The organism is Candidatus Allofournierella merdavium (assembly GCF_944382735.1).
GTDB lineage: Bacteria > Bacillota > Clostridia > Oscillospirales > Ruminococcaceae > Allofournierella_A > Allofournierella_A merdavium.
On record NZ_CALWND010000004.1, the window covers coordinates 45,630 to 58,893 of the forward strand.

Annotated in this window: 11 protein-coding genes; all 11 read right to left on the minus strand. The window is 64.4% G+C overall.

Annotated elements, in window-relative coordinates:
- Positions 1-177 precede the first annotated feature (177 nt).
- The 11 genes from ACH2A7_RS03750 to ACH2A7_RS03800 all read right to left on the minus strand — a co-directional run bounded on the left by ACH2A7_RS03750 (position 178) and on the right by ACH2A7_RS03800 (position 13,237).
- Positions 178-1,134 (minus strand): serine hydrolase, encoded by a 957-nt coding sequence (locus ACH2A7_RS03750; protein ID WP_394960218.1) that lies wholly within the window; start codon positions 1,132-1,134, stop codon positions 178-180.
- A 184-nt stretch (positions 1,135-1,318) separates the two neighbouring features.
- Entirely contained in the window at positions 1,319-2,737 is a 1,419-nt protein-coding gene (gene glgA, locus ACH2A7_RS03755) for a glycogen synthase GlgA (RefSeq protein ID WP_394960220.1), read from the minus strand.
- Between the two features lie 97 nt (positions 2,738-2,834).
- Entirely contained in the window at positions 2,835-3,959 is a 1,125-nt protein-coding gene (gene glgD / locus ACH2A7_RS03760) for a glucose-1-phosphate adenylyltransferase subunit GlgD (protein ID WP_394960221.1), read from the minus strand.
- A complete protein-coding gene (locus ACH2A7_RS03765) occupies positions 3,953-5,167 on the minus strand; it encodes a glucose-1-phosphate adenylyltransferase (RefSeq protein ID WP_394960223.1) in 1,215 nt (404 codons plus the stop codon). Before ACH2A7_RS03765 ends, glgD begins: the two co-directional genes overlap by 7 nt.
- A gap of 69 nt (positions 5,168-5,236) precedes the next feature.
- Positions 5,237-7,300, minus strand: a complete 2,064-nt coding sequence (glgB, locus tag ACH2A7_RS03770; RefSeq protein ID WP_394960225.1) for a 1,4-alpha-glucan branching protein GlgB — start codon at positions 7,298-7,300, stop codon at positions 5,237-5,239.
- Between the two features lie 235 nt (positions 7,301-7,535).
- On the minus strand, positions 7,536-8,111 hold the full coding sequence (gene pgsA / locus ACH2A7_RS03775; RefSeq protein WP_394960227.1) for a CDP-diacylglycerol--glycerol-3-phosphate 3-phosphatidyltransferase: 576 nt from the start codon (positions 8,109-8,111) through the stop codon (positions 7,536-7,538).
- A complete protein-coding gene (gene rimO, locus ACH2A7_RS03780) occupies positions 8,095-9,444 on the minus strand; it encodes a 30S ribosomal protein S12 methylthiotransferase RimO (protein ID WP_394960229.1) in 1,350 nt (449 codons plus the stop codon). The genes pgsA and rimO overlap by 17 nt, the downstream gene beginning before the upstream one ends.
- 41 nt (positions 9,445-9,485) lie before the next feature.
- Positions 9,486-10,145 (minus strand): regulatory protein RecX, encoded by a 660-nt coding sequence (locus tag ACH2A7_RS03785; RefSeq protein WP_394960231.1) that lies wholly within the window; start codon positions 10,143-10,145, stop codon positions 9,486-9,488.
- Positions 10,146-10,154: 9 nt separating this feature from the next.
- Positions 10,155-11,309, minus strand: a complete 1,155-nt coding sequence (gene recA / locus ACH2A7_RS03790; RefSeq protein WP_394960233.1) for a recombinase RecA — start codon at positions 11,307-11,309, stop codon at positions 10,155-10,157.
- Between the two features lie 132 nt (positions 11,310-11,441).
- On the minus strand, positions 11,442-12,308 hold the full coding sequence (gene prmC, locus ACH2A7_RS03795) for a peptide chain release factor N(5)-glutamine methyltransferase (protein WP_394960235.1): 867 nt from the start codon (positions 12,306-12,308) through the stop codon (positions 11,442-11,444).
- A complete protein-coding gene (locus ACH2A7_RS03800; RefSeq protein ID WP_394960237.1) occupies positions 12,305-13,237 on the minus strand; it encodes a DUF1385 domain-containing protein in 933 nt (310 codons plus the stop codon). Before ACH2A7_RS03800 ends, prmC begins: the two co-directional genes overlap by 4 nt.
- Positions 13,238-13,264: the final 27 nt, after the last annotated feature.

Here is a 13,264-nt window from a genome sequence, read left to right on the forward strand (position 1 = left end):
ATCCCTCCGGCCGTTTTTCCTCCGGTCTCCCGCGGCCTTTTCAAGGCCGCCGGCAGCCCATCCGCCGCGCCCGCCCCGGCACATCGGCAACCCCCTTCCCCACAGAAACAAAAATCGCCGCGCGCAGCCCTTCTCAGGCTGCGCGCGGCGTCTTTTTATCATTGGGCGTCGGGCAGGTCATTCCCCCTGCCCCATCACGTCGGCCACCAGATGCCCGAACTGCTGCATCATCTCGATGCCCTCGGCGGGCGGCTCGTCCTGGGTGCCGTAGCTGGTGAACACCGACAGGATATAGGGGCGCTGGCTGTAGCAGATGCCCATGTCGTGAAAGGCGCTGTCCCAGCTGCCGTACTTCTTGGCGGCGGGGGCCGGGAACCAGAGATAATCGTGCTGGGCGTCCAGAAATGCCTGTTTCAGCTGTTCGGCGTCTTCGGTGCCGGTCTCGAAATAGTCGTAGAGGGCCTGCATCGAAAGGCCCCCGTCCTGGGCGGTGACCCAGCCGTGGATGCCCTCCTCGGCGGTGATCTCGCAGCCCTCGGGGGAGGCAAAGCCCAGCTGGGCCAGGAAATCCTGGAAACCGGTGTCCGCGGTGGCGGGCCACATCCCCGCAAGGCCGTGGGCGGCGTCGTTGGAGCTCACCGTGATCATCTTGTAGATGCGGTCCCACCCGGTAGAGCCGTTCCAGCTGCTGTCCAGGTCGATCTCCCCCGTCTCGTCCTTCTGGCACAGCCACAGGGCGTAGGGCGCTTTCAGGGTGCTGGCGCAGTAGAATCCCGCCGATTCCCCATAGGTGTATGTATCGCCGGTGACAAGGTCCCGCAGCCACACCGACACCGAGCCGGGCTGGCCGTCCAGAAACGCGTCCAGCTGCGCCGCCGCCTCGTCGGTGAGCAGCGTCTCGGGCAGCGGAGTGGGCGCGGGGGTGGGCGCGGGAGTGGCGGGCGCGGCCGAACTTGCCGGCCGGGACGCCGATGCGGGCGTGCCACCCTCCACGTCCTCGCCGTTCACCGGCAGCGCGCTCTCGCTCCAATACCACAGCGCGGCCAGCATGGCGCACACCGCCAGCACCAGCAACACCAGCGTGGGGGCGGGACTGGCTGTTTTTCGTCTCGATGTCTGCTTCCTCGCGGCCATTCCGAAATTCATCTCGCTTTCCCTGCCCGCGCCGAAGGGCGGGCATACCACTATTATAGACCCGTTTCGGTGGTTTTCCAGACCCGGCCGCCATTTTTTTCGGTTTGCCGCATGTATTTTTACAACTTGGAAACCTCAGGGCGCAAAAAAAGGGGGGCGAGCCGCCCCCCCTCGGTATTCGGTTTTACCAGAGATTCATCACCTGATGGTACATGTCGATGTAGGAGTGGGCGGAGGTGTTCCAGCTGAAGTCACACTGCATGGCGCGGCGCACCAGCACCGGCCAGCCGTCCTTGCGCCAGTAGCCCTCCTTGGCCCGCCAGCAGGCCTCGTACAGGTCGTGGGCGTTGTACTGCTGGAAGGTGAAGCCGTTGCCCCAGCCGTCGCCGGAGTCGTGGATGGAGTCCTTCAAACCGCCGGTCTCCCGCACCACGGGGATGGTGCCGTAGCGGCAGGCCACCATCTGAGCCAGGCCGCAGGGCTCCGACTTGGAGGGCATCAGGAAGATGTCCGCGCCGGCGTAGATCTGCCGCGCCAGCGGGGGCACAAAGCCGATGTACACCCCCACCCGGCCGGGGTGCCGCCCCGCCAGGTCGTTGAAGAATGCCTCGTAGGCGTGTTCACCGCTGCCCAGGATCACCAGCTCGATGCCCTGGTCCAGCAGGCCCTCGGCCACGTCCCGCACCAGGTCCACGCCCTTGTGGCCCACCAGCCGGGTGACCATGGCCATCACGGGGCTGCCGTCCTGAGCAAGGCCGAACTGCTCCTGCAGGCGGCGCTTGCACTCCGCCTTGCCCTCGGAGAAGGTGTCGGCGTTGTAGTGGGCGGGGATGTTGGGGTCGGTCTCGGGGTTGTAGCTGTCCACGTCGATGCCGTTGAGGATGCCGCAGAGTTTATACTGCTTCTGGCGCAGCAGGCCGTCCAGCCCGTGACTGAACCAGGGGTCCAGGATCTCCTGGGCATAGGTGGGGCTCACGGTGCTCACCTTGTCGCTGGTCTCGATGGCGCCCTTCATAAAGTTGGCGCAGCCGTCGTACTCCACAATGTGCGCGTCCCGCTTGCCGATGCCGCAGGTGTCCTCCAGGATGTCCAGGCCGTACTTGCCCTGGTACTGGATGTTGTGGATGGTGAACACCGTCTTGATGCGGCTGTACTTGTCCAGATGGCGGTAATAGAGGTTCAGATACACCGGCACCAGGGCGGTCTGCCAGTCGTTCGCGTTGATCACATCGGGGGTGAAATCGGTGTAGAAGAGCATCTCCAGCACCGCGCGGCTGAAGAAGGCAAAGCGCTCGCCGTCGTCGTAAAAGCCGTAGAGGCCGGCGCGCTTGAAGTAGTACTCGTTGTCCAGGAAATAGAAGGTCACGCCGTCCCGCTTTGCCGTGAACAGGCCGCAGTACTGGCTGCGCCAGCCCACCGGCACGCTGAAGTTGGTGATATATTCCAGCTGGTCGCGCCCGCGCAGATCGCCGTACAGCGGCATCACCACCCGGCAGTCCACCCCGTTTTGCGCCAGCGCTTTGGGCAGGCTGCCGGCCACATCGCCAAGGCCCCCGGACGCCGCCCAGGGATTCGCCTCGCTCGCGCAGAATAAAACGTTCATACAATTCCTCCTTGTGTTATGGGGAGGGGGCGGGGGCCCTGTGCAGGGCCCCCGCCCCTGGGGAGAGAGTCAGAGGGCCAAGGGCCCTCCTTTGGCATTATACGGTGCTGTTTTTCGCCACATACACCGGGAAGGTATCGCTGCCGGACAGAGATTTGTCGGTGGTGATCTTCACGTTCTTGTCGGTCACCACATACTCCACCTGCGCGCCCGGCTCCACCACGGTGTTCTGCATCAGCACACAGTTCTTCACCTTGGCGCCCTTCTTCACCTTCACGCCGCGGAAGAGCACGCAGTTCTCCACCTCGCCCTCGATGATGCAGCCGTCGGCCACCACGCTGTTCTTCACATGGCTGTCCATGGCATAGCGGGTGGGGGCGTTGTCGTGCACCTTGGTGTACACCGGCAGGTCGGCGGGGAACAGCGCGTCCAGGTTCGCCGGGTCCAAAAGGCGCATGTTCTCCTCAAAGTAGGTGCGGCAGTCGGCGATGCGGGCGGTGTAGCCGGTGTACTCGTAGCCCTGTACGTTCAGCAGTTCCAGATTGCGGGCCAGGATGTCCTTTTCAAAATAGACCAGGCCCCGGATGGTGGCGTCCTTCACCATGGTGATGAGGGTCTCCCGCTGGATGATGTACACGTTCATGGACAGATTCTGCACGCCGGGGCGGTAGTCGTTGGAGAGCAGTTCGGTGACCCGGCCGTCCTGGATGCGCAGGGTGTAGTTGTCATCCTTCATGCCCAGGGGGATCTCCCGGCGCTCGTACATCACGGTCACGTCGGCGCCGGTGGTCACATGGGCCTCGATCAGCTTGTTCACGTCAAAGTTATAGGCGATGTTGGCGTCGCTCATCACCACATATTCCTCTTTCTGGCTCTCCAGAAAGCCCACGATGCTGGCCAGCGCCTCCACACGGCCGCGGTACATCTTCACGTTGGCCTCGGCGTAGGGGGGCACCAGGTTCAGGCCGCCCCGCTTGCGGGTGAGGTCCCACTCACGGCCGGAGCCCAGATGGTCCATCAGGGAGTGGTAGTTCTGCTTGACGATGATGGAGATGTTGCTGATGCCCGCGTTGGCAAAACTGGACAGCACGAAGTCGATCATGCGGTAGCGCCCGCCGAAGGGGATGGACGCCATCGTGCGATGGGTCACCATCTCGGGGATCAGGTTGTCGTGCGCGTTGGGGAAAATGATGCCCAGGGCATCCGTGTTGGACTTTACCATTGCTCCTCACCATCCTTTACGTCTTTGACCACCATGGCCTTGGGGCCCACCTTGGCGTTCTGGCCGATGGTAACGCCCTCGCCCACCACGGCGACGCCCCAGTTTTCCAGGTTGTCCATATCCTCGGGGCGCTCGCCCACCACGGCGCCGGCCTTGACGGTCACGTTTTCGGCCACGATGGAATAGCGCACCTTAGCGCCCGGCTCGATCACCGAGCCCGGCATGATGATGGAGTCCTCCACCACGGCGCCCTCGCCCACCTTGACGCCGGCGAACAGCACGCTCTGCACCAGCTTGCCTTCCACCTTGCAGCCCTCGGTGACCATGGAGTTGTCGATCTCGGCGCTGGCGCCCACCCACTGACCGGGCATGCCGGAGTTGCGGGAGTAGATCTTCCACTCCTCGCTCCAGACGTCCAGCGGCATCTTGGGATTGAGCAGGTCCATGTTGGCCTCCCACAGGCTGTCGATGGTGCCCACGTCCTTCCAGTAGCCCTCGAAGGGATAGGCCACCATCTTCTCCTTGCTGGCCAGCATGTTGGGGATGATGTTCTTGCCGAAGTCGTTGTCCGAGGCGGGGTTGGCCTCGTCCTCGATGAGGAACTTGCGCAGTTTGTCCCAGGAGAAGACGTAGATGCCCATGGAGGCCAGGTTGCTCTTGGGCTCCTTGGGCTTCTCCTCAAACTTGGTGATGGTGCCCTCGGCGTCGGCGGTCATGATGCCGAAACGGCTGGCCTCCTCCCAGGGCACCTCCATCACGGCGATGGTGCAGTCGGCGCCTTTTTCCTTGTGGAAGTCCAGCATCTTGGAGTAGTCCATCTTGTAGATGTGGTCGCCGGAGAGGATCACCACATACTTGGGCTCATACCGGTCGATGAAATTGATGTTCTGGTAGATGGCGTTGGCGGTGCCCTTGTACCAGTCGGAGCCGGTGGCCGTCTGGTAGGGGGGCAGCACATGGACGCCGCCGTACAGTCGATCCAGATCCCAGGGCTGGCCGTTGCCGATGTACTCATTGAGCACCAGCGGCTGGTACTGGGTCAGGATGCCCACCGTGTCGATGCCGGAGTTGACGCAGTTGGACAGCGGAAAGTCGATGATGCGATACTTCCCGCCGAAGGGAACTGCCGGTTTGGCCAGCCGCTGGGTGAGGGCGTACAGGCGTGAGCCCTGCCCGCCGGCCAAGAGCATAGCGATACATTCTTTCATACTACTTCTCCCCTTATCGGCGGCCGGTGGCCGCCGTTAGTGCTTTGATTGCGATCCCCCGAAGCGGCCTTATGCCTGTTCGGCGTTTTGGGCGGGCTTTGCCGCCTTTTTGGCCCCGGCCTTTTTGGCGGCCGGTTTTTTTGCCGCCGTCCTTTTTGCCGCCGGCTTTTTCGCCGCCGGCTTTTTCGCCGCCGGCTTCGGCGCCTTTGCGTCCGGCACCGAGAAGTACACGGTGCTCAGCGGCGGGATGGTGATGGTGATGCTCTGGTCAAAGCCGTGCAGCGCCTTTTTGTGGCTGCGCACCGGTTTGTTGCGCACCCCGCCGCCGCCATAGGCCTCGTCGTCGCTGGAGAGCAGTTCCCGGTATGTACCGGACGTGGGCACGCCCAGCTGGTACTCCTGGCGCAGCACGGGATTGAAGTTGCACACCACCAGGATGGTATGGCCGGCCGTGTCGCGCCGCAAAAACGCGATCACCGACTGGGTGTTGTCGTCCGGCACCACCCACTGAAAGCCCTCCCAGCTGTAATCCACCTGCCAGAAGGCCGGCATGGCGCGGTACAGGCGGTTCAGGTCCCGCACATACTGCCGAAGCTGGCGGTGGCGGTCGTAATCCAGCAGCATCCAGTCCAGCGCCCGGGCCTCGCTCCACTCGGTGAACTGGCCGAACTCCTGGCCCATGAACAGCAGCTTCTTGCCCGGATGGGCCATCATGTAGCCGTAGAAGGTGCGCAGGTTGGCGAACTTGGCGTCGTAATCGCCGGGCATCTTGTTGATCAGGCTGCACTTGCCGTGCACCACCTCGTCGTGGCTGATGGGCAGGATGAAGTTCTCGCTGAAGGCGTAGAAGAAGCTGAAGGTCACCTTGTTGTGGTTGCCCGAGCGGAAGAGCGGGTCGGTGCTCATGTAGCTGAGCATGTCGTTCATCCAGCCCATGTTCCACTTGAAGTTGAAGCCGAGGCCCCCGTCCGCCGCGGGCTTGGAGACCATCGGCCAGGCGGTGGATTCCTCGGCGATCATCAGCTTGTGGGGATGCCGCCCCAGCACGGTGCTGTTGAGCTTTTGCAGGAAGGCGATGGCCTCCAGGTTCTCCTTGCCGCCGTTGCAGTTGGGTTCCCACTCGCCGTCCAGGCGGTTGTAGTCCAGGTACAGCATGCTGGCCACCGCGTCCACCCGCAGGCCGTCCACATGGAACTGCTCCACCCAGTACAGCGCGCTGGACACCAGGAAACTCTCCACCTCGGGCATCCCATAGTTGAACACCATGGTGCCCCACTCCTTGTGCTCGCCCCGGCGGGGGTTGGGGTCCTCATAGCAGGGCTCGCCGTCGAACATATACAGGCCGAACCCGTCCTTGGGGAAGTGGGCGGGCACCCAGTCCATGATCACGCCCAGCCCCGCCTGGTGGCACTTGTCCACAAAGTTCATAAAGTCCTTGGGGGTGCCGTAGCGGCTGGTGGGGGCGAAATAGCCGGTGACCTGATACCCCCAGCTGCCGTCGTAGGGATATTCGGTGATGGGCAGCAGTTCCACATGGGTGTAGCCCATCTCCTGTAAGTACGGGATCAGTTCATCCGCCAGTTCGGAGTAGTTGTAGGGGTCGCCGCTCTCCTTGCGCCGCCAGCTGCCGGCGTGCAGCTCGTAGATGTTGATGGGGGCGGTGAGCGGGTCGCGCTTTTTCTGCTGCTCCTCCCACTGGCCGTCGCCCCATTCATACCCCTCCAGCCGGTAGACCTTGCTGGCGTTGGAGGGCCTCGTCTCGGCGTGGAACGCGTAGGGGTCCGCCTTGAACACCAGCTCGTCCTGCCGGGTGGTCAGGCAGAACTTGTACACATCGTACTCCCGGATGCCGGGGATGAACGCCTCCCAGACGCCCTCGTCCAGCTTTTGCATCGGGTGGGAACCCGGCACCCAGCTGTTGAAATCGCCCACCACGCTCACAGCCTTGGCGTGGGGCGCCCAGACGCGGAAGACCACGCCCTCATCGCCGCCGCGGCGGTCGAAATGGGCGCCGAAAAACCGATATGCCTCAAAGTTGTTGCCCTGCTTGAACAGGTATATGGGCAGGTCGGCCGGATTATTCTTTTTTTTCACGCTGACTCCCTCCCTGTGGGCGTTACGCCTCACTTTCATCTATAATCTTACTCATTTTGGGGGTGTTTTTCAAGGGTTTTCTGTCATATACTGCTAAAAAAGCAATTTAGTTTTTCCTTGTTTTATGCAGTTTTAACAGTGTTGTTGAATATTCCTTGGATATTCACAATAGTTTTAGCAGACCGCCGATTTTTTTGCCGGATGTTTACATTTCCGGTTTTGCTTTCCCCGCGTCACAGCAAAACACCCGGGCGCGATGCGCCCGGGTGCGTGTTTATTTTGCCTGCGCAAAACAGGCGCGGTTCTGCCACAGATAGATGCCGCCGCTGAGCACGGTGACCAGCGCCACCAGCCAGCACAGCACACTGCTCACCAGCCAGACGCCCATCACGTCGGTGGGGCCGGCCAGCGCCGCGGCAAAGAAATAGAACAGGATGGTGAGCATCTGCAGCACGGTCTTCACCTTGCCCCACAGGTTCGCCGCGATCACCCGATGGGAGGAGGCCGCCAGCATCCGCACGCCGGACACCGCGAACTCCCGCGCCAGGATCAGCGCCACCACCCACAGGCTGCACACGCCGTCCCGCATCATGTACAAAAAGGCAACGGTGGTGAGCAGTTTGTCCGCCAGGGGGTCGGCAAACTTGCCGAAGTCGGTGACCATCTTCCATTTGCGGGCCAGATGGCCGTCCAGGTAGTCGGTGAAGCTGGCCAGGGCGAACACGATGCCCGCCGCCAGATACCAGCCGGGCCGGTAGCCGGATGTGCCGTACTGGCTCATGCCCGCCAGCACCATGAACACCGGCACCAGCAGGATGCGGGCCAGGGTGAGTTTATTGGGCAGATTCATCCTCATCCTCCTCCACAACGTAGCCGAACAGGTCGTACATGTCGCTCTCGTCGATCTTCACCCGGTAGAATTCGCCCGGGTAGAGGGGCGTTTCGCTGGCAACACAGATGTTGCCGTCGATCTCCGGCGCGTCGGCGGCCGAGCGGCAGAGGTACAGGCCGCTGTCCTCGTCCACCCCGTCGCAGATGACGGTCTGGACGGTGCCCACCTTCTGTTCCAAAAGTTCCGCGCTGATGCGCGCCTGCAGGTCCATGATGATGTCCGCCCGGCGCTGCTTCTCTTCTTCCGGCAGCTGGCCCTCCATCCGGGCGGCCACGGTACCCTCCTCGGGGCTGAAGGCAAAACAGCCCAGCCGCTCGAAGCGGGTCTGTTTCACAAATTCGCACAGTTCCTCAAACTCCGCCTCGGTCTCGCCGGGGAAGCCGGCGATGAGGGTGGTGCGCAGGGTGATATCCGGCATGGCCGCCCGCAGCCGGCGGATGGCGCTCTCCACCACTTCCCGGTCGCCCCGGCGGTTCATGGCCTTGAGGATGCGGCTGTTGCAGTGCTGGATGGGCAGGTCGAGATACCGCACCACCTTTTTGTTGCGCACCATGGCGGCGATAAACTCGTCGGTGATGCGCTCGGGGTAGGCATAGAGGATGCGGATCCAGCGAAGGCCCTCCACGGCGTTCAGCTCGTCCAGCAGCTCACAGATGCTGTTTTTGCCCCAGTCCTCGCCGTAGGCGGTGGGGTCCTGGGCCACCACCACCAGTTCCTTCACCCCCTCGCCGGCCAGCCAGCGGGCCTCGGCCACGCAGTCGGCCAGCGGGCGGCTGCGCAGCGGCCCCCGGATGAGGGGGATGGCACAGTAGTGGCAGCGGTTGTTGCAGCCCTCGGCGATCTTTAAGTAGGCGTAGTGGGCGGGGGTGCTGATGACCCGCTTGCCCCCCAGGGCAAGGTCGGTCTTGGGGCCGAAATCCTCTTCCGGCGCGGCGCCCGGGGAAGCCAGCCGCTCCAGGATGGCGGGCAGGGCGGCGTTGCAGCCGATGCTCACCACCGCGTCCACCTCCGGCATCTCCTTGCGGATCTCGGCGCGGTAGCGCTCGGCCAGGCAGCCGGTGACCACCACCTTCAGGCCCGGCTTTTTCTCCTTGAGGGCGCAGGCGTCCAGGATGTTCTCGATGGCCTCGGTCTTGGCGCTCTCGATGAAGCCGCAGGTGTTCACGATGATGGCGTCCGCCTCGGCGGGGTCGGCGGTGGTGGTGTGCCCCGCCTTGATCAGGCTGTGGCAGAATACGTCGGCGTCCACCTGGTTCTTGGGACAGCCCAGGGAAATGATGGCGATCTTCAAATGCGTTCTCCTTTTGTTTTGTTCTGTCCGGCGGGGGAATCTCAATATTCATCCGGCACGTGGGCTGGGTGCTCCTCCAGCCAGAGTTCCACCGCCCGGCGCGCCTCGCCGGCGGCAAAGCCCCGGCGGGCCAGCGCCGCCAGCACGTTTTGCTTTTTGCCCGCCGCCAGTTTCGCGGCGTACTGTTTTTCCACAAGGCGCAGCGCGGCCGCGCCCTCCGGCCCCAGGCCCTCCGGCGCGTCCGCCTGCTGCTCCTCATACACTTCATCCAGCGCCTGCCGGGCCAGTTCCCGGTCCACGCCCCGCCCCGCCATCCAGCGCAGGATCTCACTGCGGGACTTGTTTTTGCTCACAAGCCAGGCGGCGGCCCGGCGGGCGAAGGCACCGTCGTCCAGCAGGCCCAGTTCGTCCATCTTGGCCACCGCCGCGGCGGCGGTATGCTCGTCAAAATCCCGGCAGAGCTTTTGGTACAACTCGCCGGAGGCGTGCTCCCGGGCGGCCAGATAGCCAAAGGCCTTGTCCTTGGCCCGCTGGGCGTCGCTTTTGCGGCGCAGTTCCTCCAGGCCGGCCTCGTCCAGGGTCACGCCCTCCGCCAGGCGCTGGGTAAAGAATGTCTCCTCGTCCACGCTGAAGAGGAACTCCTCGCCGCAAAACAGGGCGAAACGCCCCTTTTTGGTGCGGCTGATGCGGGTGATCTCCATGGGGCGGCTTTAGTCCTCCACCATGATGTCCAGGTCCTCCTCGCCGCCCTTGGCCGGGGCCGCAGCGGGAGCGGCGGCGGGAGCCGCCACCGGGGTGATGCCGCCCTTCACCGGCTTTTTGCCGGCGGCCAGCAGCTTGTCGGCGTTGGCGCGCACCAACGCCTCGATCTCCGCCATGACGGCGGGGTTCTCCTTCAGGAAGGTCTTGGCGTTGTCGCGCCCCTGGCCCAGGCGGGTCTCGCCGTAGTTGAACCAGGCGCCGCTCTTCTGCACCACGCCCAGCTTGGCGCCCAGGTCCAGCACCTCGCCCACCTTGCTGATGCCCTCGCCGAACATGATGTCGAACTCCGCCTCCCGGAAGGGGGGCGCCACCTTGTTCTTGACCACCTTGGCCCGGGTGCGGTTTCCGATGAACTGGCCGGAGGAATCCTTCAGGCCCTCGATGCGGCGCACGTCGATGCGCACGCTGGAGTAGTATTTCAGCGCGCGGCCGCCGGCGGTGACCTCCGGGTTGCCGTAGACCACGCCCACCTTCTCACGCAGCTGGTTGATGAAGATGGCCACGGTGTTGGTCTTGCCGATGACGCCGGTGAGTTTGCGCAGGGCCTGGCTCATCAGGCGGGCCTGCAGGCCCACATGGGAGTCGCCCATCTCGCCCTCGATCTCCGCCCGGGGCACCATGGCGGCCACCGAGTCGATGACGATGGCGTCGATGGCGCCGCTGCGCACCAGCGCCTCGCAGATCTCCAGCGCCTGCTCGCCGGTGTCCGGCTGGCTCACCAGCAGGCTGTCGATGTCCACCCCCAGGGCCGCGGCGTACACCGGGTCCAGGGCGTGCTCCACGTCGATGAAGGCCACCTCGCCCCCCTGCTTCTGGGCCTCGGCCAGCACATGCAGCGCCAGGGTGGTCTTGCCGCTGGACTCGGGGCCGTAGATCTCCACCACGCGGCCGCGGGGCACACCGCCCACGCCCAGGGCCAGGTCCAGCGAAAGGCTGCCGGTGCTGATGGCGTCCACCTTCATGGCCACGTTGGCGCCCAGCTTCATCACCGCGCCTTTGCCGAACTGCTTTTCGATCTGGGCCAGCGCCGTTTCCAGCGCGTCTTTCTTGCTGGCCGCGCCCTTTTTCTCCGGGGATGCCACTGCTGCTTTTTTTTCTGCCATACTCCTCAAAACTCCTTACTCTGCCGCCCGCAGCGCTGCCGGGGCGGTGCGCATTTCACGTCTGTGCTTATTATACACGATGCCCCCGCACTTTACAACCATTAGTTGTAAAGTGCGGGTAAAGCATCCGTTTTATGGCTCATTTTCCGGTTTTTGGCCCACCACGACCCGGTCGCGGCCCTCGATGTCGGGGATGCAGGCCACCTTTTCATAGCCCGCCGCCCGAAAAACAGCCTGCACGGCTTTTCCCTGCCGCCAGCCGATCTCCACCGCCAGCCAGCCGCCGGGGCAAAGGGCGGGGCGGTAGGCCGGGGCGATGTGCTCGTAGAAGGCCAGCCCCTCCCGGTCGGCCCGCAGGGCCATGGCCGGCTCCCGGCGCACCTCCGGCGCCAGGGTCGCCATCTCGGCGTCGGTGACATAGGGCGGGTTGGAGACGATCAGATCCAGGCTTTCGGGGGCCAGCCGCCGCTGGTAGTCGAACACGTCCCCCCGCACGCAGGTCACGGCAGGGCGCGCCGCGTCAAAGCCCGGCAGGGCGGACACGGCGTTCTGCTCCAGATACCGAAACGCCTCGGGGCTCTTTTCCAGGCAGGTGACCCGGGCGTCGGGGCACAGGCGCTTGACCCCCAGCCCCACGCAGCCGCTGCCGGCACAGAGGTCCAGCACCGCCGGGCTCGTGCGTCCCGCCAGCCGCCGGGCGGCCTCGGTGCAGAGCAGTTCGGTGTCCGCCCGGGGGCAGAGCACGCCGGGGCCCACCCGCAGTTCAAAATCCAGGAAGAGCCAGCGGCCCAGGATGTACTGCAGCGGCTCCCGGGCCGCGCGGCGGGCGGCAAGGGCCTTCAGCCGGGCCAGGGCCGCCGCGTCCAGTTCCGGGTCCTGCCAGCGCCAGCCCTCGCCGGCCTCGGTCTCCACCAGGGCCGCCGCGTCGAAGGCGGCGTCCTCCACGCCCGCGGCCGTCAGCCGCCGGCGGGTCTCCTCAAAGGCAGCCCGCGCCCTCACCACTTCGCCTCGTCGGGGTGTTCCGGCAGCACCGGCTTCACGGCGGCGATGGCCACCTCGATCATGGAGTCGTCCGGCTCGAAGGTGGTCAGCCGCTGCAGCCACAGCCCCGGCGCGCTGATGATGCGGGTGAAGAGGTTGTCGTAGCGGCCCGCCAGCTTGATGAGTTCGTAGCTGATGCCCATCACCAGCGGCAACAGCAAAAGTTTGAGCAGCACCCGCAGGCCGGTGCTGCCCCAGGGCAGCATGCTGAACAGCAGGATGCTCACGATCAGCACCAGGATCATGAAGCTGGTGCCGCACCGGGGATGGAAGCGCCGGTGGCGGCGCACGTTCTCCACCGTCAGCTCCTCCCCCGCCTCGTAACAGGCGATGGTCTTGTGCTCGGCGCCGTGGTACTCGAACACCCGGTGGATCTCCTTCATGCGGGTGCACAGGAACAGGTAGCCCACGAAGAGGGTGATCTTGAGCACACCCTCCAGCACCACCTTGCCCCAGCCCAGAGGCACAAAGTCGTTCACAAGGCCCACGATGGCGGTGGGCAGCACCATGAACAGCACGATGGCCAGCATGCCGCCGCACACCGCCGCCAGCGCCATGAAGAAGTTCTGAAAGGCGGGGCCGGTGTGCTCGTTCAGCCACTTCTCAAAGCGGCCCGGCTCGGCCTCGGCCTCCTCGGGCATGCTCACCTCGGCGGAGTGCATCAGGTACCGGTAGCCCAGCACCAGGTTCTCGATCATCGCCGCCGCCCCCCGCACCAGGGGGATCTTCTGCCAGCGGTGGTGCTTCACGTCCTCGTAGGTCAGATCGATGGTGCCGTCCGGCCGGCGCACCGCCACGCAGATCTTTTTCGGGCCGCGCATCATGATGCCCTCCATCAGGGCCTGCCCGCCCACGCTGGTCTTAAAACATTCCTTGGTTTTTTCCATGTTGCTCCTTTTGCCGGGCCCGTCGGC